A 22126-nucleotide genomic window follows, 5' to 3' on the forward strand; every position below is an offset into this window, starting at 1 on the left:
ACGGCGTACCTTTGCGATCCTAATTTTCTGTGCAAATGAGATCGTTTAAATCCAGGTACGCCGTCCTCTTCGGGTTCGGCGCCTTAGTCCTTAGCCTGTCCTTCCTCGTTAGAACTGCATTGTTAATCTGGGCCCTCCCGCAGTCTGGTCTTCATATCTCCGATATACCCGCTATTTACGGTAAAGGCTTTATTTACGACCTGGGCGTAGCACTGTTTTTCACAATTGCCTATGCCGCGTACCTGCTGCTGTTACCGCAACGGATCAACAACACCCGGTTTAACCGCATCTTTACCTATGTGGGCTTCTTCCTGGCCACCATGATCCTGGTATTTTCCTTCTTTGCGGAGTTTACCTTCTGGGGAGAATATGCTGGTCGCTTTGACTTCATTGCTGTTGATTACCTGATTTATACCTACGAAGTAATAGAGAATATCAACGAGTCGTATCCTTTGCCCCTGCTGATCGGTGGCGTGTTACTGTTTACCGCCCTGCTCACCTGGCTCACGGCGCGCCGGGGCATCTTCCGTAACAGCTTTCAATCGCACACCCCCTTCAGTAAAAGACTACTTACCTTTTTGTTACTACTGGGCGTATTACTACTGCATGTATTCCTGGTGAGCAACACCTGGGCAGAAAAAAGCAAAAACCGTTATGCACAGGAGCTCTCCAAAACAGGGGTATATTCCTTTGTATCTGCCTTTCTGAATAATGAGCTGGCTTACGACAAATATTATCTGATGGAAGATGAAGACAATAACTTTCACCAGCTCCGTACACGGCTCCAGGAGCCTGGCAGCCAATACCTGGAAAACGGCCGCAGTATTTACCGTAACATCACCGATACCGCTGCCACAGCAATGCCCAACATCATGATGGTGACCATTGAAAGCTTCAGCGCCGATTTCATGGACCGTTTCGGCAATACCCAGCATATCACACCGGTACTGGATAGCATTGCCAAACAAAGCATCCTGTTTACTAACCTGTATGCTACCGGCACACGCACCGTAAGAGGCATGGAAGCCCTGTCTCTGGCCGTTCCGCCTACACCGGGACAAAGTATCGTACGCCGCAAAAACAATGAAAACCTCTACACCATCGGACATATCTTTGAACAGGCCGGCTATGAAAGCACCTTCTTTTATGGAGGTGATGGCTACTTCGATAATATGAACAAGTACTTTGGCAACAACGGCTACGATATTGTGGATCATAAAAATCCTAATAACCTGGTAGAAGACAACATTGCTACCACGCGCACCAGCATCCCGAAAAGTGATATCCAGTTCGAAAATGCGTGGGGAATTTGTGATGAAGATATTTATACGGCTGCTATTAAGAGCGCCGACCAGAAATATGCTGCTGGCAAGCAATTTTACGACTTCATCATGACTACCTCCAATCACCGGCCCTTTACCTATCCGGCCGGAAAAATTGACATTGCCTCCGGCAGCAGCCGGGAAGGAGCGGTAAAATATACCGATTATGCCATCGGGGAGTTTTTAAAAAAGATCAGCACCAAACCCTGGTTTAAAAACACGATCGTCATTTTCGTAGCAGACCACTGCGCCAGCAGCGCCGGCAAAAATGAAATAGAAATCAGTAAGTATCATATTCCCTGCATCCTGTATAATGTACCTGGCCAGGCGCACCGGGAAATTACCCAAATGTGCTCGCAGATTGACATCTACCCTACTTTGCTGGGCTTATTGCATTGGACCTATAAAAGCAAACTTTATGGAGAAAATGTACTCGACTCCGCCTATCAGCCACGGGCCATGGTGAGTACCTACCAAAAATTAGGCTACCTGGAACCCGGCAAACTACTAATCCTGAGCCCGCAGCAGAAGGCCCAGTGCTTTAGCTGGAACGCCACAAAAAATGAGCAACACCCGGCAGCAATGGACAGCAGCCTGCTGAAAAACAGTCTCGCGTACTACCAGACCGCCTACTACCTGTTTAAAAACAATGGCATGAAGCAATAGCATACCGCTTTTATATATTCAACGGCGTGCAGGCACAGCAATACCTGCACGCCGTTTTTTTAAGGATACCCTTTGACTGTTCATATTCCCCGGTAAATACTTACATTTATTATTCCGGCAGCACAGTCACGCCGGCTCGTATTAAGCAACCAAAACAAAATGCATGACGGCACCTGTCGGGGCCGCACCATCACTAAAAACTAACCATGTCCTATCAAAATAACACTACCAGCCCTCATTTTCTCCATGGCATCCGGTTATTGATCGTGGAAGACAACGCCATTAATGTCCGCATATTGGAATTACAGCTGAGAAAAACCGGCGCCAGTATTACAACCGCCAGCAATGGGCGCGAGGCGCTCTCTAAAATACAAAGCACTACTTTTGATGGTATTATCCTCGACCTGCATATGCCAGAAATGAATGGATACGATACCATTCCGCATATACAACGCCTGCAACCCGGTGCATTCATTGTAGTAGTAACAGCCGATATACTCCCTGAAGTATCTACACGACTGGCTGCCTTACGGATAAAAGATATCCTGCCTAAACCTTATGCAGCAGAAGCACTGCTGGACATACTCGCACAGCATAAACCAGTATAAATCCTTTTGTACTAACTTCGCGCCTGCACAAAAGCAGGCAACTATGCAAACAAAATCTTTGTCGGCCCGCGACCTCGACGTGATCTGGCATCCTTACACCCAAATGCAGACGGCCCCCGCGCCTATCGGCATGGTACGCGGACAGGGCGCCCTTCTTTTCGATGAAAACGACCAAAGCTATATAGATGCCACCTCCAGCTGGTGGGTGAACATACACGGTCATGCCCACCCGCATATTGCGCAACAGCTAGCTGCCCAGGCATTGCAACTGGAACATTGCATTTTTGCTGGGTATACACATCCCCCGGCTGTGAACCTGGCAGAACGCCTGCTCCAGGTATTGCCCCCCAACCAGCGCCGCGTTTTCTATTCCGACAATGGCTCCACTGCCATCGAAGTAGCCCTCAAAATGTCCATACAGTATTGGGATAACCAGGGCATTCGCAAACGTAAAATACTGGCGTTCAACAATGCCTACCACGGCGACACGTTCGGTGCTATGAGCGTTAGCGGCAGAAGTGTGTTCACCCGCGTATTCGATGACCTCCTGTTTGATGTACATTTCATCGATGTGCCCAGTGCGGCTAATCTCTCCCAGCTCATAACTACCATCAACGCCTTACAACCGGAAGATATAGCCGCCTTTGTTTTTGAACCGCTACTGCAAGGCTCCGGTGGTATGATTATGTATGAAGCCAACGCCTTTGATCAATTGCTGCAATACTGTAAATCCAGGAATATCCTGTTGATTGCCGATGAGGTGATGACTGGTTTTGGCAGAACCGGGAAGAATTTCGCTATGGAATATCTCCAAACATTGCCGGATATGGTTTGTCTCTCCAAGGGGCTGACAGGTGGCGCCATGGCGCTGGGCGTTACTACCAGTACTGCCGCCATCTACGATGCATTTTTGTCGAACGACAAATTAAAAACATTATTTCACGGACACTCCTTTACGGCCAATCCACTGGCTTGTACTGCTGCACTGGCCAGCATGGACCTTTTCATAGATCCCGCCTGCGCCGCTAATCGCCAGCGTATACACGAAAAGCACCAGGCTTTTTTACAGGAGCTGCAACAAATAACCATCGTAAAACATCCCCGGTTGCTGGGCACTATTCTGGCGTTTGAAATCAGCACTACCAATGCTGACGGATATACGAATTCATTGGCCGACGAACTGCATCGCTTCTTCCGCGCCCGGAAGATCATGCTTCGTCCGCTGGGCAATACCCTCTACGTTCTTCCACCCTACTGTATTACGGATGAACAACTGGAACAGGTGTATCAAAGCATTCGCGAGCTGCTGAGGGAGCTAAAAGCATAAAGCATAAAGCTCTTGAAGCGAATGAACGGAGCGAATAAGTATCCGCTTCGTTCATTCGCTTCAAGAGCTTTATGCTTTGTGCTTTATGCCTTCTGCTTATTTAACCGGCACGCTGATCCGGGTGTCATCCCATTCAAACACCACCGCATTTCCGGGTAAAGTGAAAGTTAATTTTTCAACAGGAGTGGATAGTGCTTCCCGCTTAACTTTCACCGCTACTACATCTTCGCCTTTATTCTTTTCGTAGTCATAAGCGCCCCATTGTCCCAGTTTGCCGTTCAGGATCACCGTCCAGGTTTTAGGATCAGGAATAGAGAAGAAAGTGTAAGTACCTGCTTTTACTGGTTTTCCGCCAAAAACAACGTCTTTGGAGAAGGTAATTTCGGTAGCCTGGTCAGCACCGGTACGCCATACTTTACCCCATGGCTCCAGGGTGCCAAAAATAACGCGGCCTCTCTTGGAAGGCTGTCCATATACTACTTTGATACCGTTGGCCTCTACAGTTACATGCGGGCTTTTAGGTGGTTTTTCCTGGGCAAAAACGAGGCTGGTAACTGCCAAAAATAAGGTTGCCAAAAAGAAATGTTTCATTTGCTAAGTTTTTTCTGGAATGAGATGATTGTTTTGAGATAGCTTAACAATTTAAACTATTCTATCCAGCGAAAACCAAACTATTGGATCAATGGTAAAATAAATCCATATTTAACGGTGCTCACAAACCTGGCTGAGCTTCGTCAGCCCGCTTTCCATCACAGGTCCATAAATTTTATCAGCCACGAACCCCCGGAGCTTCCACCACGGTAGCAATCCCAGTTTTATTTCCTGGTGCCAGAATATCGCCGTGCCTTTGCCATCGGCAGTAGGTTTTAGTTCTATACCACTGTTTACCGGGCGTACCCCTTTGATATCCAATAGGTAATGTACTCCTTTGCCTGGCGCGCTATCCAGTATGGTCACTTTACCACTGTTTAGCTTTCCTTCCCAACTATACCAGGCGCCGGTGCCGGCCGCCGGATCGGAATATACCAGGGTAGCGGTACTGTCCGGCCGGGTCCAGGGATTCCAGCCATCCCAGGCCCGCAGATTGCTCACATGGGCGTATACCGTATCAATAGGCGCATTAATAACCCCCGTACGCTCTACCACCGCAGTGGAAGGGAATAATAAGGACAGTAAGAAACTCAATCCACATAAAATGATCACACCGATCACCAATGACTTAAAAAGACGCATAGAAAAAATATATTATCGTTGAAGGGCTTATCCCCTTATCGTTGCAACAGGTGCCGGATATTGCCCAATCCCTTTTCAACGTCCTTCCCCACCCACTTATCCATCATCAGGCCCATTACCTTCCGTAGCGGGTGGTGCCCCATGTCGCATATCATTCCCCAGGTAACCAGCGTACCTTCCGGCATGGGATCGAAACGGAAATAGCCTTTGGCCATCCCCATTCCCCCGAAATCCGTGTTGGTAGCAATATATTGATCCTCCCGTGATTCGGTGACCGACATATGCCCTCTTCCCACGTTACGGTTATGACTTTCCCAGCTATAGCCCGCGCCCACGCCGCTTTCCTTCTCCCCATAGGTGATCTTCACCATCGGGTCCTGTTCTTTCCAGGGCGACCATAGCTCCCAGTTGCGCACTACATTGACCAACGGGAAAATAGCGCCTGCCTGGGCAGGCATGAGCAACGATCGCTCTACCTTTACGGAGGGGGACAAGAATAAACTGAAAATGAAGAGCCCCAGTACTAGGACAATAAATGCACCCAGGATAATGAAAAAGGCTTGCATCTGACTGGATTTAGATAGCACAAAGCTAACGAAATCGCGCTACTCCCATTTGAATACTTTCACGGCTACCGCATACACGACAACACCCCATAGGGTAAGGATAGCAATATCCCAGCTTACATGCCATAAATGCTGTCCTTCAAACGCTACCTTGCGTAAGGCATCTATCAGGTAAGTGAGCGGCATAATTTTACAAATGGGCTGCAACCAGCCAGGAAAAGAATCTATCGGGAAAAAGGTGCCCGCCAGCAGAAACTGGGGCAGGGTCACAATATTAGCCAAAGGAGGGATCGTGCTTTCATTCTTCGCCAGGCTGCTGACCACAAAACCAAAACCCATGAATACCAGCAGTCCGAATACCGATAATACCAGCATTTCCAGGAAGGTGGCAAATCCGTGCACCAGCGTAAAGCCAAAGGCAAAATGCCCCAAAGCAATGATTACCACCGAACTGATCAGCTGGAAGATCATTCTGCTCACGGCTTCCGCCAATACAATATAAGTACGCTTGATAGGCGTAGCAAAAAAACGCTTGAGTACCAGCGTTTGACGCATATTATAAAACAGGAAAGCGGTACCAAAAACCGCCGCACTCATCAACGCAAAACCCAGCTGCCCGGGTAAAATGAAGTCAATAGTTTTAAACTCACGGCCAGGGATCTCTGTCTGGCTAATGGTAGCCACCGTAGGACGTTTATATGCTTCGTCATCCAGTTTCGTCGTCACCCCCTTCAGGATATTCAACAGGATCTGTTTCTTACTGGCATCCGACGCCGTGGAAGTGCGCATCTGGATATCATAGTGCATCACATGATCAGCCCCCTCGCTGGGTACAATATTCAGAATAGCTACCAAACGCCCCTTTTTCAGGTCATCTTCCATCTCTGCCGCGGGCTGATCGGCAATCATCTTCAGGGTGTTAACATGCATCAGCCCCTGGTAAAACTCACTCTTGATATCCGTTTGCCGGTCAATTCCCACTTTTACGGAAACACTGCTGCCGCCAATAAACCCGAATACCAGGATAAATACCATCGGGAAGCCCAAACTGAATACCACGGCGGAAGGACTGCGGAAAATGCCCCGTAAACTGCCCTTCGTTATCGCCAGCATGGCCCTTAGCTGACTGTACTTAGCTCCATTCATCTGATCTGCTTTTAAAAACGGCGGTAAAACTACTATAAAAAAGCAGAAAGCGGAAGGCGGAAAGCAAAAAGCTATTGTAGCGGGGGGACGCGATTCTTAAATATCTGCTTTGCTCACCCGCTACAATAGCTTTTTGCTTTAAGCTTTATGCTCAAAAGCTTCTAAAAGCTATACTTAAATGGCATTCTTGCCTGGATATCCCCGTGCATAGCCTGCATGTCCTTAATTTGCTGGTATAACTCATAGTTAACCCCCAGCTCTTTCTTTACCATATGTGTACTTACATCTGCACCTACTGTCTTCATCAGTTTCGACACCGGGTCCTTTACCTCAGGATACTCCCTTAAACGGTATTCAGACAACTTAGCCAGGCGGGCAGCACAGGCCAGGGCTTCGGTAATACCGCCAATACGGTCTACCAATCCCAGCTTCTGGGCTTCCAGGCCGCTCCATACACGTCCCTGTGCAATGCTGTCCACTATAGCAGCATCCAGTTTTCTACCGGCTACTACACGGGATTTGAAAGAAGCATAGGTGCTGTCGACCCCATTCTGTATAAAACGTTTTTCGCCTTCTGTCAACGGACGCCCTACAGACCCCAGGTCTGCATACTGAGCGGTTTTTACCCCATCGAAAGTAACGCCCAGTTTATTTTTAAAGAAGTCCTGCATATTAAACATTACTCCAAATACGCCGATAGAGCCGGTTAAGGTATTGGGTTCCGCAAAGATGCTATCGGCCATACAAGAGATGTAATAACCGCCGGAAGCCGCATAATCACCCATAGAAACCACTACCGGCTTCACTTTTTTGGCCAGCGACAATTCCCGCCAGATCACTTCCGACGCCAACGCGCTACCACCGCCCGAGTTAACACGAAACAGGATTGCCTTCACGTCTTTATCCTGCCGGGCTTTGCGGATTTCCCGGATATAATTTTCACTGGCAATAATATTATCGCGCTCGGATTCTCCTCCAACAATATCGCCTTGTGCATAAATGAGCGCAATCTTATTATCACCACTGCCATCACTTAACGTGGTGCCATTATTGTATTTACCCAGGCTCACCAGGTTTACCTTCTCATCCGGCTTGATACCAGTTTTACCCTGCAGCTCTGCCACAATTTCATCGTCATATTTCAATCCATCTACCAGCTTATACTTCAACGCATCCGCGGGCTCCTGGATCAGGTTTTCATTGGCATACCCATGCAGGGTAGCGGTATCTATATGACGGGCTTTACCTACGCCCGTCAGGAAATTGCTGTATAACTCGCCCAGGAACTGTGTAGTCTGCACCCGGTTAGCCTCAGTCATCTGCGTTTCGCGTAAAGGTTCTGTTGCGCTCTTAAACTTCCCGCAATAAAAGATTTCCGGTTTGATCTCCAGCTTTTCAAGCGTTCCTTTTAAAAACGTCAGCTGGCTGGAAAAACCGGTAAAATCTACTGCTCCCTTGGGGTTTAGGTACACCTTATCGGCCGCAGTAGCCAGGTAATAGGCACTCTGCTCCATCACCTCGCCGTAAGCCACCACAAATTTGCCGGACCTGCGGAAACGAAGCAACGCATCACGCAGCTCTTCCGTGCTGGCAAATCCATTGGGGTTACCATTTACTTTCAGGTAAATACCCTTGATATTGTCATCTGTAGCCGCATTGCCAATCAGGCGTATTGTCTGGTACAATCCCGGCACCTCGCCCGGTTCATCCCTTAACAATGCGCCGATCGGGTTAACTAGCTTTTGTTCTTTATAGGCCTGACCGGTTTCAAGTACCAGCACGCCATTAGGGGAAATATTTACCTTTTCTGAGGTAAGCGCCCTACCTATCATGACCGTTAATACGAGGAAGCAAATAATCGTGAAAACAATAAAAGCAAGCAGGGAAGCGAGGAAAACTTTAAAGAAACGCATACGTTTTTGTTAAGATGAAACTGAGATAACAAGATACATTTTTTCAAAAATAAGGAATATGGCTACTTTTGAGGTTCGAAATATACATGAATACAGCAATATTACTTATAGGTGGCAATTTGGGAGATCGTACCGGGAACCTCCAACAGGCGGTACACCTTATCCAGGAAACTGCCGGAGAGGTAGTAAAAACCTCCGCCTTATACCAGACCGCTCCCTGGGGAGCCGTGGATCAACCCGATTACCTGAACCAGGGGCTGGAAATCCGCACCAACATGGATGCACTAACGTTATTGCATACACTATTGGAAATTGAACGGAAAATAGGACGCATCCGCCAGCAGAAATGGGGATCGCGCGTGATCGACATAGATCTTATCTTTTTCAATGACAGCGTGATCTCGCTGCCGGAACTGAAAGTACCGCATCCCCGGATGCAGCTCCGGCAATTTGTACTCGTACCACTACTGGAAATAGTACCCGACTATGTTCACCCAGGATTACACCAAACAGTGCGCGAACTGGCAGCCAGCTGCACCGACACATTGCCGGCCAGCCGCTATCAACCTTAAATAGCTACCCACCGCGATGCTTACATACTAAATAAACATTCATGCACTATAAATTTATTACGGTAGAAGGAAATATAGGCGCCGGGAAAACCACCCTGGCAAATATGTTATCTGCTCATTTCTCTGCTAAACTCATCCTGGAAGAATTTGCTGACAACCCTTTTTTACCGCTCTTTTATGAACGCCCGCAGCAATACGCTTTCCCGCTGGAACTGTTCTTTATGGCCGAACGCTATAAACAACTGAAGGAAATGCTGCAATCGAAAGACCTTTTCAGCGATGTCATCATTTCTGATTACCTCTTTATCAAAAGCTTGCTCTTCGCAAAAATTAACCTGCCGGAAGAAGAATATTCCCTGTACCAGAAATTATTCGATATCATTAATCCGCAGCTGGTACAACCCGAACTGCTCATCTTCCTGAATGCGCCGGTAGCTAAACTTCAGGAAAACATTAAACACCGTAACCGGTCCTACGAGCAGCATATTCCGGATGAATACCTGCTGAATGTACACGACACCTATATGCAGTACATTAAACAACATCCGGTACGTACCCTCGTGATAGATACCACGAAAGTGGATTTCCTGCGGCAACCGAAAGATTTTGAAAACCTGTTGCAGGCACTGGAAAAGGAATACGCGCCAGGAGTACATTATTTGAAGCTATAAAGCTGAAGGCATAAAGCATAAAGCTATTGCGGAGATTGATTTAAGCGAATTTTAAATATTCGCTGAGTTTCTCCACAATAGCTTTATGCTTTATGCCTTTAGCTTTGCGCTTTATAAGCAATAGCTGCTGCCGCTACAAAACCACTCGTCCAGGCATGCTGGAAATTAAAGCCGCCCGTGATTCCGTCTACATCCATTACTTCCCCGGCAAAATATAAACCAGGCACTATCCGGCTTTCCATTGTAGCAGGATCTATTTCACTGAGTGTAACGCCGCCACAGGTCACAAACTCCTCTTTGAAAGTCGTTTTTCCTTTCACTGGAAACTCCATACTCACCAGCAGCTTTATGAGCCGGTTCTGGTCTTTGGCCGGAAGATCCGCCCAGCGGATATCTTCCCCGATATCCACCTGCTGTAACAGGAACTGCCACAGCCTCTGGGGTAATCCAAAAGGATTCTTATTATATATTTTCTGCTTACCCGCGTCGATACGTGCCTGTTGCCAGTAGTCACGCAGCGTGTTTTCGTTGTAATCCGGTAACCAGTTCACTATGGCAGTAAAAGTATATTGCATTTGTTGCAGCTCCCGGGCGCCCCAGGCCGACAAACGCAATACTGCCGGGCCACTCATACCCCAGTGGGTAATCAGCACCGGGCCCAGCTCCTGTAGTTTGGTACCGGCTACCTTTACCAGTGCCGTGGTAGCCACGCCCATCAGGCTGGTAATCGGGTTCCCTGGCATATTAAAAGTAAACAAGGAAGGCGCCGGAGGTACGATGCTATGCCCGCAAGCCTCCAGCCAGGCAAACTTGCCAGCCTGCGCATAGCCGCCGGCAGCAATGCACAGGTAATCTGCCTTCAGCATAGTACCCGCCTGCAACTGCAATTCCCAATGGCCCTGGGCCGTTTTCGTAAAACCCGTTACTTCTGTATTGGTACGTATGCTCACATGATACTTATCGGCTTCCTTCAAAAGGCAATCGATGATAGTTTGGGAATTATCTGTTACCGGGAACATCCGGCCATCCTCTTCCGCCTTCAACCTCACCCCTCTTTCTGCAAACCAGGCCACGGTATCAGGTACAAAAAACCGGGAGAACGCCTTCTTTACAAAATGTTGTCCCCTTGGATAGCGTTTAGCCATATACGTAATATCCGGCGCATTGTGCGTTACATTACAACGCCCGCCGCCACTCACTTTTACTTTAGATAACAGCTTACCTGTTTTTTCCAGCAATATCACCTCCAGCTGCGGACAAAGCCGCGCTGCATTCACAGCACAAAAAAAGCCGGCAGCCCCGCCACCAGTCACCACTAAACGTTTTCTTTCTGAATTCATTAAAATCTTGTTAAAACCACGGCTTGAACACGCAATAATAACAAACCTGCTGTAATCTTATCGATTAATCTTCCGAAGTTTATATTTTTACATATATTATACTGGCTCAAACTATATTGCATGCAACCGCACCTGAAGAAAAAGCGACATCACCTGAAATGGATGATCCCAGCCGTTCTGTTAACCGGCGTAATGAGTGCACTGGCTATCCTACCATCGAATGATGACTGGTCCGACCGCATCATAAAAGCATTACATACATTTGGCTCCCGCTATCCTGCGGAAAAGGTATACCTGCACCTCGACAAGGACTATTATGCCGCCGGGGAAACCATCTGGTTCAAAGGATACCTCACCTTGCAGGGCGCGCCGGCTACCACCGCCACCAATCTTTATGTAGAACTGCTTGATAAAAACAATACTATTGTCCAGAAAAAATTGTTCGCCGTAGGCAATGGGGGCTCACCGGGCTTCTTCGAACTGCCAGAAACCCAGAAACCAGGCGTATACCAGCTCCGCGCCTACACCTCCTGGATGCTCAACTTCGACCCCGCCTTCAGCTATAGCAGGAATATTGAAATATTTGATGCCTCCGGCAAAAGTAAAGTACCGGCAGATACTGCCGCCGCCACGGCGCCCGACTTTTCTGTACAGTTCTTCCCCGAAGGCGGAAACCTGATCGCCGGCCAGCCTAACGTGGTGGCCTTTAAAGCCATCGACAACAACGGCTACCCGATAGAAGTTTCCGGTACGGTAAAAAATAGTAAAAACACCAGCAACGCAGTCATTAAAACCCTGCATGATGGAATGGGTAGCTTCGAAATTACACCCGCAGATGCCCAGGATGCATTCCAGGCGGTTGTGAAAAGCACGAAAGGCACCAAAACCATTGCTCTTCCTGCAGCAGTAACCACCGGTGCTTCCCTGAAAATATTCAACAAAGGCAACCGCATCTTCTACCAGGCCGTTCCCGGTAATGTTACCGACACCTCGCTCAACGACCTTGTCATCCTGGCCCAAATGGGCTCCCAGCTGGTATATAAAGCCAGTCTCAATGTTGGAGAAGGCCGCATCAGTGGCTTTATCCCGGCAGATCACATCCCTACCGGTATCCTCCACATCACCCTCTTTGCCAAAACAGGACTGCCTTTGTCTGAGCGACTGGCGTTTGTCCGTAAAAATGACCTGCTGGAAATGGATGTACTGGATGCCGACACTCATAAAGAACCCCGGTCACTGAATACCATAGAGCTGAGATTACCCGATAGCATGCAATCCAACATCTCTGTATCCGTAACAGATGCCGATGCGGTACCGGTAGATAAAAATTCCAACAACATTGTATCTACCTTCTTACTGACCTCCGATCTGAAAGGATATATTTATAACCCATCCTGGTACTTCCGCAATACCGCCGACTCTACGCTGAAAGGACTGGACCTGGTGATGATGACCAATGGTTGGTCGCGCTTCAGCTGGGAAAAAATCGTCAAAAACGAGTTTCCTGACATCCGATTCCCTTACGAACAGGGACTCAGCATGAAAGGAGTTGCCACCATGCTCAATGGCCGGCCCATGCCTACCGGCAAACTGGATATGATCATCCGCCTGCCGATAGACAGCTCCTCTATGTTTGCTTCTGCACCTATCAATGACAAAGGACAATTTGAAGTAGCCAACATGGTATTCCCCGATACAGCCTATATCTATTACCAGGGCAACGACCTCGTGAAAAAAGGAGTAGATGTAAATGTGAAGTTCGATAACCACTTCTTCGAACGTCCTACACAAATTAAAATACCTTATCCGCTGCGGGTACCGCCAGCAGTAGATCCTAACGCGCTGAAGCAGTTCCTCGTAACGGCATCAGAAGGCAACAAAGTAATGCGCTCTATCAACAACAAAACGGTATACCTGCAGGAAGTAAACGTAAATGCCAAAAAGGTGAAACCAGAGGAAACCACCGAAAAACGCTATACTTCCGGTATGTTCTCCGGCGGCGATGGTTACTCCTTCGACCTCACCAAGGAAACACCGATTTCACTCAACGTTTTCCAATATCTCCAGTCAAAAGTAGCAGGGTTACAGATCACCGGTGATCTCAACAATCCTTCCCTCTCCTGGCGCGGTGGAAAACCAGGCTTATACCTGAATGAAATGCAAACAGATGTGAGCATGCTGAGCACTCTCTCCATGCAGGACATCGCCCTGGTAAAAGTATTCCGTCCTCCATTTATGGGCGGCTTTGGGGGCGCTAACGGCGCCATCGCGGTATATACTAAGAAAGGCGGCGACAATGCACCTAAAAATGATCCCAGCATCAGAGGATTTAAACTGTATAAGAAAGCTGGCTATACAGTTGTAAAACAGTTCTATTCTCCTGATTACTCCGTGAAGAAAGAGGTGCATGCCCTACCGGATAAGCGCCTCACTCTCTACTGGAATCCGAATGTAGCGATAGACACTACGATGCATACCGCCCGTTTCCATTTCTACAACAACGACTTCACTAAACGTTTCCGCCTGGTGGCGGAAGGTATTACCGAAGATGGTAGCGTGGGCCGGCTGGAAAAGGAATTTTGATAAAATCATGTCATAAAAAAGGGAAGGCGAATGATGATCATCATTCGCCTTCCCTTTTTTATGATAGTAAGTACTACAACAATATCCCTGCAAGCAAAAAGCCCGCTGCTACCGACACAGCTACACTCACTATACCGGGTATCATAAAGCTATGATTCACGAGATATTTACCTATATGGGTGCTGCCGGTACGGTCGAAGTTAATGGCTGCCAGCAGCGTAGGATAACCAGGTAATACAAAGTCGCCGTTTACTGCCGGGAACATGGCCAGCATATAGGGTGGTATAATACCCAGGGTGACCCCAAGCGGCATCAATGCCTTGGTAGTGGCCGCCTGGCTGAAAAGCAGGATGCTCAGCAGGAACAAGGCAATAGCGAAAGTCCAGGGCGCCGAACGCACCATATCTCCCAGGGCATGCTCTATGGTAGCGGCATTACTTTGCATGAAAGTAGCGCTCATCCACACTACCCCGAAAATAGATACCACTGCCTGCGCACCGGAATTGAACAAACTAGCCTTAGCCACCGCCGCTGCTGTTGTACGGCAAATCAACATAATAGCCGCAGCTGCCGCCAGCATCACCAGTTCTATGATGGCCGACATCTTAATATGTCCCAGCGCATCTACCGACAGGTTACTGTTGCCCGCTCCAAATGAAGGCAACATAGCAGGAAACGCGCCCACCAACACAATCATCAACACCGCTAACCCAAAAATAAAAACTGAAACTTTGGCGCCGGGCAACAAAGGCGCTGCGGCCGTAGCCACATCTGTATTGATACTTGCGGCGAAAGCAGGATCCTTCATTTTCTCGAGAAACAATGGGTCTTTATCCAGGTCTTTCCCTTTCTTCCAGCATACTGCTACGCCCGCCAGTGTGCCTATCAGCGTAGCCGGAATACAGACTTTCAGGATATCCAGCAGGGCCATCTTGCCACCAAGGATCGTCAACAACGCCGCAGTAGCCGCTGATATGGGGCTCGCAGTAATAGCCAGGTGGGCAGAGATCACGGAAATACTCAGCGCTCTTTCGGGCCGTATACGTTTTTTGGTAGATACTTCTGCAATAATGGGTAGCAGGGAATACGTGACATGCGCTGTACCGGCAAACAGGGTAAATACATAGGTGACCAACGGTCCCAGTAACACAATCAGTGAAGGTTTGCTACGAAGGATCTTCTCCGCCAGCCTTACCAGGTAATCCATTCCCCCCGCAGCCTGCAGGGTAGCTGCAGTGCTCACTACCGCTAATATGATCAGCATTACATCGATAGGCGGATCTGCAGGACGCATCCTGAACAGGAAGATATAAATTGCCAGGGCCACCATACCCATCACCCCTAATCCTATGCCCTTCATACGGGCACCAATAAGGATAGCCCCCAGTAAAATTGCAAATTGTAACCAGATCATATGAAGAAAGTATGGCTGAAGATAACCATATTCAGTCATAAATACCAGTCGCTATCAATGCCTGTAATACTGCGGTGTAGCTCCGGCCAGCCGGTTATCCGGTTAGCCGGCACGCATACTTATTGTATAAATTGAGGCCTGATCAGGTTATCGAAGGTGAAAATTTCATCCCATTTCTCCTGTGTTACCCATTGCTTTTCCTTTACTGCCAGGTCATGTACCGATTTACCTGTTTCCAGCGCTTCCCGCGCAATGGCAGAGCATTTCTCATAACCGATAATAGGATTCAGCTGGGTCACTATCCCAATACTCTGCATCACCATTTCCCGCGTACGGTCAGCATTGGCCGTAATACCCACCACACATTTGTCTTTCAGGGTTTTGCAGGCATTGCTCATATAAGTGATGGCGGTAAACAATGCAAAAGAAATGGTAGGTTCCATTACGTTGAGCTGCAACTGCCCTGCTTCGGCTGCCATGGTCACCATCAGATCGGCGCCAATAACATAAAAAGCTGTTTGATTTACCACCTCCGGGATGACAGGATTTACCTTTCCCGGCATAATAGAAGAACCCGGCTGCATAGGCGGCAGGTTAATTTCGTTTAGCCCCGTACGTGGTCCGGAAGATAATAACCGCAAGTCGTTGCATATTTTGGAAATCTTCACCGCAGTACGCTTCAACACGCCCGACAGCTGAACGTAAGCGCCTGTATCGTAAGTAGCCTCAATGAGGTCGCCTGCCAGCACCAGTTCCAGCCCGGTTATTTCGGCAAGGTATTTAGTTACCAGCGCGGCATATCCTTTGGGCGCATTTACACCCGTACCAATGGCGGTAGCTCCCATGTTGATCTCGGAGATCAGGCGTTTGCTGTCTTCTATCCGTGATAGCTCTTCATTGATATTGGTGGCAAAAGCTTTGAACTCATCTCCCATGCTCATAGGTACGGCATCCTGCAATTGGGTGCGGCCCATTTTCAGCACGTCTTTAAACTCTTCTCCCTTGGCATGGAAGGCTCCTGCCAGGTCGCCCAGTATCTCTTTATAACCGGTAAGTTTATTCATCAGCGCAATACGGAAGGCCGTGGGGTAAGCATCGTTAGTAGACTGGGAGCAGTTTACATGATTGTTGGGATGGCAAAATTCATATTGCCCTTTTTCCTTGCCCATCATTTCGAGCGCAATATTGGCAATCACTTCATTGGCGTTCATATTCACCGAAGTACCGGCGCCGCCTTGTATCAGGTCGCTCAGGAACTGGTTATTGAACTCCCCTGCTATCACCCGGTCGCATGCCTTAATAATATATTCCGCAATATTTTTATCCAGTACGCCCAGGTCCCGGTTAGCCATAGCCGCACCTTTCTTTACATAACCCAATGCCTGAACAAATACGGGTTCCACCATCAGCGGAATACCGGTAATATGAAAGTTTTCAATAGCACGCAATGTTTGAATACCGTAGTAAACATCCTGGGGTATTTCCTTTTCTCCGAGGAAATCGTGCTCAATTCTCTTTCCCATATTTAGATTAATTTAGGCATGGAAGTTAAACGCATTTAGAACAATAGCATCATCTGGATTGTTTCATTTTGTTTTAAAGCAACGCACTTTTATTAGTATTTTATACGTTGTTCATGTTTTGTAATTCGTAATTTTCTATGGGGATCCGCATTTCACTGTTCTGTTTTCTAATTTTATTTTTCGGGAGAAATAATGCTGTTGGACAGCACCTAGCACCTAATTTCAATCCTTCGGAGTACAGCGAACTGTTAAAACTGGTAGACCGCATGGCAGACACGCCCTGGACAAAAGTGACGAGCACGCCACCCCGGGATTGTGAGCTGGTGTACCGTTCGCCGGTAGTGGGACTGGAAAATCGCTGGGATCTATGGTTGCGCAAAGATGGCGTAGGCATTATTTCTATCCGTGGTACCAACGGTACCAGCACTTCCTGGCTGGAAAACTTTTACGCCGGTATGATCCCCGCCGAGGGAAAGCTAAAACTGAACGACAGCACCATTGTTCCCTACAAAGTGGCACAAAATCCGAAAGCTTATGTACATGCCGGCTGGATGCTGGCTGTAGCCGCTATGGGTCCCGACATGATCCGTAAAATCAATGAATACTATCAGCAAGGCATACACGAATATATTATCTTCGGGCATAGCCAGGGCGGTGCTATCTGTTTCCTGATGCGCTCCTATTTTGAGTATGCGGAAGGGCTTCCCAAGGGCCTGGTGTTTAAAACCTATGCCAGCGCCGCTCCTAAACCAGGTAACCAGGAATATGCATATGATTTTGACTACATCAGCCGCGATGGCTGGGGCTTAAGAGTTGTGAATACGCGCGACTGGGTACCGGAAACTCCGTTCTCTATTCAAACTACCCGCGACTTTACTACGGTTAATCCCTTTACAGATATCAGCGGCGCTATCAAAGCACAAAAATGGCCTATCCGCGGCGCCTTACGCTATATGTACGGCCGCCTCGACCGCCCTACCAAACGGTCATCCCGGCGTTTGCAACGGGTATTGGGAAAGTTTGCTGCCAAGCGGGTACAGAAAATTTTGCCGGGGTATGGGCGGCCGGATTTTGTGAACAGCCACAGTTATACCCCGGCAGGCACCCCGGTGATATTATATCCTGTAAACGGGTATGATGAAAAATTTCCTTTCAACGGTAAAAACGTATTTACCCATCACATGTTGGGGCCTTACCGCTGGGAGCTGGAACAGATTTATCATATAGATACAAACTAGTCGTTGGTCTTCTCACCGGTAAACCAATGCTCCTTGTCTCTGAACAAAACATTGAAGGTGGTAAGAGAGCCATAGATCCGGGTAATATATTGCTGGATATTTATCTTTTCTTCATCCGTCAGTACTTTATGGCTGTTGATGTTTTGTTCCAGTACACGCAGGCGATCGCGCAGCATCACTATTTTATGGAAAAAGGTATCTATCGGCAATTCTTTGGCTTTAAGGCCAGCATCGCCCGGCTGCAGGATCAGCGTACCACCTTTCCAGCGGTCGCCCAGAGGCACTACCTCCGTAATGCCGCCCCAGAGGCGCAGGATTTTGAGCAGCGATGTTTCCACGTCGGATGCCGTTTCTACTTCAGGCGTTGCGTTTTCCGCTACGAGTACTTCAAAGAGTGGATCCGTTTTATCGATCATTTTAATACCGTGGTCCATGAAGGTTACCCGGTATTGTGCATATTTTACTGCTACAATTACGCCGGGGCCGAAGTGGGCGTGCTGCACCCTGGAGCCAACGCCCAATGTAAGTTCTTCCATCTTTTTTCCTCAAACATAAAAAATTCCCTGTAAGGAAGAAACTAACATTTGTTAAGGGACCGCAATAAACAAGCAGGTATATTTATCGTCTTACCAATACTTGTACTATGACAGCTTCAGCCAGGTTGATGTGCGGGCTTATCCTGATCACCGTTCCCACCATAGAATTTGGAGGATATTTTCTTTTAAAGGTCGTCAGCGGAAAGATGTCCCGGTTATCACTTACCCCTTTTCAGCAGGGCATGTTCAGGGCAGGCCATGCGCATGCAGGGGTATTGTTACTTTTATCGTTGATTTGTCAGCTCCTGGCAGATGAGGCCTCGTTGAGTGCAGGATTGATTTGGCTGGTCCGGATAGGCGTGCCCGTGAGTACGTTGCTGATCAGCGGCGGATTTTTTGCAGCAGCCGCAGGGAGGACAAGAACAGCCCCCAATCAATGGATAGGTATTTTATATACAGGTGTTCTTTTACTCGCCGTATGTGTGCTCACGCTGGGTATCGGATTGCTCTAGGGGCGAAAGTATAAAGCTAAAAGCATAAAGCAAAAAAGCTATTGAGGCGAATGAACCGAGCGAGTATCCGCTTACGTCATTCGCCTCAATAGCTTTTTTGCTTTATGCTTTTAGCTTTACGCTACTCTTTCACTTTATTCAGGAAGAAAGACAATTTAAACAGGAGTTCGTCCTGTAAGCCTGCACGCAGCTTGGCTTCTTCATCCGTGATACCGAGGCGGCGCAGCCGTTGGTAATATACATAGGAGCCGCCGATTAGTTCCAGGCATTCTTGTATTTTACGTTTTACTTCTGCTTCCTTGGTCCGTTTTTCAAATTCTTTTTTAGAGAGAATTTTATCTACGAAGTAGAAGTTATCTTTGTCTTCTACCCATTTGCTGCCTTCTCTGTGCTGAGGTTTATATACCTCGAGATAGCAGTTGTCGAGTTTCAATACATCTCCGAATTCTGCACGTATATCTATTACCGTTGGCTTTTCCGCAGCGGGGTTAGCCAGGCGTTTTTTGATATGATTACTGATCTCTACGCCCAGTTCATCGCTGCTCATCAGGATCTGGTTCAATTCTGAAAACTCCAGGCTGATGGTGATGCGGGCGTAACCGCGACCACTCTTTATTTTACCAAATAAGCTGGGAGAAGTTTGCTCATCGAAAATGATGTCTTCCACCTGCACCTTGGTAATGGTTTTGTAGTTGGGTGTATAACCTTCTTCCAGGGGAGTAGCGCGTTTATTTACCAGCCGGGATGGTTCCTGGCGGCGGGTAAACTGTATAAACTCATCGATGAAGCGCAGCTCATGCTTTTTCAGCTTGGTATACAATTCATGGGTAGTGTGATTATGTATTTTGCTCAACAACATCAGATCGCTCCAGCTGTCGAAGTGCTGCATTTTTTTCAGCTCATCCACAATATCGGTAGCGGCCATGTTGCGGCGGTAAAAGAGTTCTCCCAGCAGGAACAATGCATATTCATGTACCGGGTAGCCCAACTCCGGTAATACATCGTAGGGACTCCGTTTCTGTTCGCGGGCTCCTTCCAGCAAATCAATGTCCGACATAACAGGCGATAACAGGTATTTACGCGCAGCGGTACGCAGTTTCTTGCTCACAAAATCCAGCAGTTGGTCGCTCACATGACCGTGATGTACAAAGTCGTGCAGTATCTGTACAAATCGACGGGACGTCGGCAATCCAAACTGTGAAAGAATATCGTTTTCCATGTCCAGCACGTCCTCAAAACCAGGCTCCTCCTTTCCAGGCTTCACCCGTTGGTCCATTTGCTGGTAACGCTGATAGTACTCCTGTAACTTCAGTTTTAGCTGATCCATAATGTATATACAATTAAAAATTAAACACTTATATTACTCTAATTGACAGTAGTAAAGGAATTTTGTTAAATATTCCAGCCTGGGTAACATATCCGCACTCAACCGCATCAAAATACCCGGAAACCAGGACATCAATGATGCTAAGCAAACAACATTCAGCTGATAATCAACTAATTAAAAAAATGGGAATGGAATGGGAAAGTGCGCAAAGATACATTTTTTCCGGAAGTGTGCAAAACCTGTGAATAATTCTAAACCTGGTAACAAATGCCCACAAACAACCAGATCAGTTAACATGGTGGACCGGCAATTACATTTACAGTAATTCACATATGTAACGCCTTGAAATTTTTTTATTCAAAGTTTTTGGAATTTAAAAATACTTTCGCTTATCTTTGCACTCCCAACAACGGAAAAACGGTGGTTGTAGCTCAGTTGGTTAGAGCATCAGATTGTGGTTCTGAGGGTCGAGGGTTCGAAACCCTTCAATCACCCAGGTTTTAAAAAGGCTTCGTAAAATACGAAGCCTTTTTTGTTTTTCTAACGGAACAAATCAGTAAAAAAGGTTTCAGCATAACGTCTTCACTTCCTTATTGCTTCATCGAAAAATTTCCTGCCATCTTATTGCTGTAAAAATTGCTTAGCGACTTTACTGCTTGACTGTTTTGCGAGAGATATAAAAATAAAAAAGGCCTCATTACTGAAGCCTTACTTTATCTTGGGTGATTGAAGGGTTTCGAACCCTCGACCCTCAGAACCACAATCTGATGCTCTAACCAACTGAGCTACAACCACCGTGTCCAAACGATTATCTCGTTTTTGGGAGTGCAAATATAAGAGAAACTTTCTCTACAAAAGAAATTTTTTCTTTGTTTTTTTAAATAAGATTTTTCCGCGCAGAAATAACCACAGTAACTATTCCATCTGGAAGAAAGCATATCGTTAAAACAATCTTATTATAAACTATGCAAAAATTGCCTGTTGATTCTCTACATTTGTGATAACCTGAAAATCAATTACTCATAATGATCTTTTTCCTCCCGGTTATTGCCGCCCTCATTGGTTGGTTGCTTAACAGCCTTGCTACTACACTGCTGTTTCGCCCCTATCAACCCGTAAAAATCGGGTTCATCACCTTACACGGGATGTTCCCCAAAAGACAGGCGCAATTGGCCGCAGGTATTGGTGCTATGGTGGCCGGAAGTTTTTCCTTTGAAGACATTAAGCGCAAACTGACAGATCCGGAAAAGATAAAAAAAATCATTCCGCTGGTGGAAACCCACCTGGATGCCTTCCTCCGCGAAAGACTCCCCAAAGCAATGCCGGTTCTCTCCATGTTCATCGGCGACAGCATCGTTAACCAGATCAAATCACACCTGGTAGCTGAACTGGATACACTCTTCCCTGTTTTAATTAACCAATACCTCGACAACGCAGAAAAAGACCTGGACCTGGAAAAAATGGTGACAGAAAAAATTACGGCCATTTCCGCAGAAGAGCTGGAACGTACGGTTCACCGCCTCCTCCCCGCTGCCCTCCGGCAATTTAAATGGCTGGGCGCTCTCACCGGGTTTATCACCGGGCTCATTGCCATGGGTATTAGTCTCCTTTAAGCTGCCACACCGGCTT

19 protein-coding genes and 2 tRNA genes are annotated in these 22126 nt (G+C 47.4%); 10 read left to right on the plus strand and 11 right to left on the minus strand.

Translation table 11 applies throughout. From position 1 onward, the window contains the following. The first annotated feature begins 35 nt into the window (after nt 1-35). From HGH90_RS04920 to bioA, 3 genes are all read left to right on the plus strand, one after another. On the plus strand, nt 36-1988 hold the full coding sequence (locus tag HGH90_RS04920; RefSeq protein WP_169190517.1) for an LTA synthase family protein: 1953 nt from the start codon (nt 36-38) through the stop codon (nt 1986-1988). 206 nt (nt 1989-2194) lie between these two features. Then, entirely contained in the window at nt 2195-2596 is a 402-nt protein-coding gene (locus HGH90_RS04925; RefSeq protein WP_168763915.1) for a response regulator, read from the plus strand. 43 nt (nt 2597-2639) lie between these two features. Then, the gene (bioA, locus tag HGH90_RS04930) at nt 2640-3923 is read left to right on the plus strand and encodes an adenosylmethionine--8-amino-7-oxononanoate transaminase (protein WP_169190518.1); all 1284 of its coding nucleotides are present in this window, start codon (nt 2640-2642) and stop codon (nt 3921-3923) included. Between the two features lie 96 nt (nt 3924-4019). Here bioA and HGH90_RS04935 read toward each other — a convergent pair whose 3' ends face one another. The 5 genes from HGH90_RS04935 to sppA all read right to left on the minus strand — a co-directional run bounded on the left by HGH90_RS04935 (nt 4020) and on the right by sppA (nt 8781). Then, on the minus strand, nt 4020-4514 hold the full coding sequence (locus tag HGH90_RS04935) for a DUF2911 domain-containing protein (protein WP_168763917.1): 495 nt from the start codon (nt 4512-4514) through the stop codon (nt 4020-4022). A 111-nt stretch (nt 4515-4625) separates the two neighbouring features. Continuing rightward, the gene (locus HGH90_RS04940; RefSeq protein WP_168763918.1) at nt 4626-5156 is read right to left on the minus strand and encodes an SRPBCC family protein; all 531 of its coding nucleotides are present in this window, start codon (nt 5154-5156) and stop codon (nt 4626-4628) included. A 35-nt stretch (nt 5157-5191) separates the two neighbouring features. Beyond that, nucleotides 5192-5722, minus strand: coding sequence for an SRPBCC family protein (locus tag HGH90_RS04945; RefSeq protein ID WP_168763919.1), 531 nt, complete (start codon nt 5720-5722; stop codon nt 5192-5194). A gap of 39 nt (nt 5723-5761) precedes the next feature. Further along, on the minus strand, nt 5762-6868 hold the full coding sequence (locus tag HGH90_RS04950) for an ABC transporter permease (RefSeq protein ID WP_168763920.1): 1107 nt from the start codon (nt 6866-6868) through the stop codon (nt 5762-5764). Nucleotides 6869-7029: 161 nt separating this feature from the next. Next, complete coding sequence (sppA, locus tag HGH90_RS04955; RefSeq protein ID WP_169190519.1) at nt 7030-8781, minus strand: signal peptide peptidase SppA; 1752 nt, start codon at nt 8779-8781, stop codon at nt 7030-7032. 86 nt (nt 8782-8867) lie between these two features. Here sppA and folK point away from each other — a divergent pair, with 86 nt between their 5' ends. Beyond that, complete coding sequence (folK, locus tag HGH90_RS04960; protein WP_168763922.1) at nt 8868-9353, plus strand: 2-amino-4-hydroxy-6-hydroxymethyldihydropteridine diphosphokinase; 486 nt, start codon at nt 8868-8870, stop codon at nt 9351-9353. 41 nt (nt 9354-9394) lie between these two features. Next, entirely contained in the window at nt 9395-10024 is a 630-nt protein-coding gene (locus HGH90_RS04965; protein WP_168763923.1) for a deoxynucleoside kinase, read from the plus strand. 98 nt (nt 10025-10122) lie between these two features. Here the strand turns inward: HGH90_RS04965 and HGH90_RS04970 are convergent, their stop codons facing one another. After that, complete coding sequence (locus HGH90_RS04970) at nt 10123-11364, minus strand: NAD(P)/FAD-dependent oxidoreductase (RefSeq protein WP_169190520.1); 1242 nt, start codon at nt 11362-11364, stop codon at nt 10123-10125. A gap of 120 nt (nt 11365-11484) precedes the next feature. Here HGH90_RS04970 and HGH90_RS04975 point away from each other — a divergent pair, with 120 nt between their 5' ends. Then, entirely contained in the window at nt 11485-13947 is a 2463-nt protein-coding gene (locus tag HGH90_RS04975) for an MG2 domain-containing protein (RefSeq protein WP_168763925.1), read from the plus strand. 73 nt (nt 13948-14020) lie between these two features. On the opposite strand, the gene HGH90_RS04980 is transcribed toward HGH90_RS04975, so the two are convergent. Next, entirely contained in the window at nt 14021-15361 is a 1341-nt protein-coding gene (locus HGH90_RS04980; protein WP_168763926.1) for an anaerobic C4-dicarboxylate transporter family protein, read from the minus strand. 119 nt (nt 15362-15480) lie between these two features. Beyond that, nucleotides 15481-16884: an aspartate ammonia-lyase gene (gene aspA, locus HGH90_RS04985; protein WP_168763927.1), complete on the minus strand. Its 1404-nt coding sequence runs from the start codon at nt 16882-16884 to the stop codon at nt 15481-15483. Nucleotides 16885-17150: 266 nt separating this feature from the next. Between aspA and HGH90_RS04990 the strand changes: the two genes are divergently transcribed. Continuing rightward, nucleotides 17151-18122, plus strand: coding sequence for a lipase family protein (locus tag HGH90_RS04990; protein WP_168763928.1), 972 nt, complete (start codon nt 17151-17153; stop codon nt 18120-18122). Here HGH90_RS04990 and HGH90_RS04995 read toward each other — a convergent pair. Continuing rightward, the gene (locus HGH90_RS04995) at nt 18119-18658 is read right to left on the minus strand and encodes a hypothetical protein (protein ID WP_168763929.1); all 540 of its coding nucleotides are present in this window, start codon (nt 18656-18658) and stop codon (nt 18119-18121) included. The two genes, HGH90_RS04990 and HGH90_RS04995, sit on opposite strands and share 4 nt — an antisense overlap. 107 nt (nt 18659-18765) lie before the next feature. Between HGH90_RS04995 and HGH90_RS05000 the strand changes: the two genes are divergently transcribed. Further along, on the plus strand, nt 18766-19170 hold the full coding sequence (locus HGH90_RS05000) for a hypothetical protein (protein WP_168763930.1): 405 nt from the start codon (nt 18766-18768) through the stop codon (nt 19168-19170). A gap of 121 nt (nt 19171-19291) precedes the next feature. On the opposite strand, the gene HGH90_RS05005 is transcribed toward HGH90_RS05000, so the two are convergent. Further along, nucleotides 19292-20497, minus strand: coding sequence for a hypothetical protein (locus HGH90_RS05005; protein ID WP_168763931.1), 1206 nt, complete (start codon nt 20495-20497; stop codon nt 19292-19294). Nucleotides 20498-20917: 420 nt separating this feature from the next. On the opposite strand from HGH90_RS05005, the gene HGH90_RS05010 reads away from it, so the two are divergent. Beyond that, nucleotides 20918-20991, plus strand: a tRNA-His gene (locus HGH90_RS05010). A 227-nt stretch (nt 20992-21218) separates the two neighbouring features. Here the strand turns inward: HGH90_RS05010 and HGH90_RS05015 are convergent. Then, nucleotides 21219-21292 (minus strand) — tRNA-His (locus HGH90_RS05015). A gap of 230 nt (nt 21293-21522) precedes the next feature. Here HGH90_RS05015 and HGH90_RS05020 point away from each other — a divergent pair. Continuing rightward, a complete protein-coding gene (locus tag HGH90_RS05020; protein WP_168763932.1) occupies nt 21523-22110 on the plus strand; it encodes a DUF445 domain-containing protein in 588 nt (195 codons plus the stop codon). The last annotated feature ends 16 nt before the right edge of the window (nt 22111-22126 follow it).

It is taken from the genome of Chitinophaga sp. Ak27 (assembly GCF_012726295.1).
GTDB lineage: Bacteria > Bacteroidota > Bacteroidia > Chitinophagales > Chitinophagaceae > Chitinophaga.

Excerpts from the sequence above, each read along its gene's own strand:
- HGH90_RS04975 (WP_168763925.1), top strand. The coding sequence starts at position 11,485 with ATGCAACCGCACCTGAAGAAAAAGCGACATCACCTGAAATGGATGATC.
- HGH90_RS04940 (WP_168763918.1), bottom strand. The coding sequence starts at position 5,156 with ATGCGTCTTTTTAAGTCATTGGTGATCGGTGTGATCATTTTATGTGGA.
- HGH90_RS05000 (WP_168763930.1), top strand. The coding sequence starts at position 18,766 with ATGACAGCTTCAGCCAGGTTGATGTGCGGGCTTATCCTGATCACCGTT.
- bioA (WP_169190518.1), top strand. The coding sequence starts at position 2,640 with ATGCAAACAAAATCTTTGTCGGCCCGCGACCTCGACGTGATCTGGCAT.
- HGH90_RS04945 (WP_168763919.1), bottom strand. The coding sequence starts at position 5,722 with ATGCAAGCCTTTTTCATTATCCTGGGTGCATTTATTGTCCTAGTACTG.
- HGH90_RS04920 (WP_169190517.1), top strand. The coding sequence starts at position 36 with ATGAGATCGTTTAAATCCAGGTACGCCGTCCTCTTCGGGTTCGGCGCC.
- HGH90_RS04925 (WP_168763915.1), top strand. The coding sequence starts at position 2,195 with ATGTCCTATCAAAATAACACTACCAGCCCTCATTTTCTCCATGGCATC.
- aspA (WP_168763927.1), bottom strand. The coding sequence starts at position 16,884 with ATGGGAAAGAGAATTGAGCACGATTTCCTCGGAGAAAAGGAAATACCC.
- sppA (WP_169190519.1), bottom strand. The coding sequence starts at position 8,781 with ATGCGTTTCTTTAAAGTTTTCCTCGCTTCCCTGCTTGCTTTTATTGTT.
- HGH90_RS04990 (WP_168763928.1), top strand. The coding sequence starts at position 17,151 with ATGGCAGACACGCCCTGGACAAAAGTGACGAGCACGCCACCCCGGGAT.
- HGH90_RS05020 (WP_168763932.1), top strand. The coding sequence starts at position 21,523 with ATGATCTTTTTCCTCCCGGTTATTGCCGCCCTCATTGGTTGGTTGCTT.
- HGH90_RS04935 (WP_168763917.1), bottom strand. The coding sequence starts at position 4,514 with ATGAAACATTTCTTTTTGGCAACCTTATTTTTGGCAGTTACCAGCCTC.
- HGH90_RS04950 (WP_168763920.1), bottom strand. The coding sequence starts at position 6,868 with ATGAATGGAGCTAAGTACAGTCAGCTAAGGGCCATGCTGGCGATAACG.
- HGH90_RS05005 (WP_168763931.1), bottom strand. The coding sequence starts at position 20,497 with ATGGATCAGCTAAAACTGAAGTTACAGGAGTACTATCAGCGTTACCAG.
- HGH90_RS04980 (WP_168763926.1), bottom strand. The coding sequence starts at position 15,361 with ATGATCTGGTTACAATTTGCAATTTTACTGGGGGCTATCCTTATTGGT.
- folK (WP_168763922.1), top strand. The coding sequence starts at position 8,868 with ATGAATACAGCAATATTACTTATAGGTGGCAATTTGGGAGATCGTACC.
- HGH90_RS04965 (WP_168763923.1), top strand. The coding sequence starts at position 9,395 with ATGCACTATAAATTTATTACGGTAGAAGGAAATATAGGCGCCGGGAAA.
- HGH90_RS04970 (WP_169190520.1), bottom strand. The coding sequence starts at position 11,364 with ATGAATTCAGAAAGAAAACGTTTAGTGGTGACTGGTGGCGGGGCTGCC.
- HGH90_RS04995 (WP_168763929.1), bottom strand. The coding sequence starts at position 18,658 with ATGGAAGAACTTACATTGGGCGTTGGCTCCAGGGTGCAGCACGCCCAC.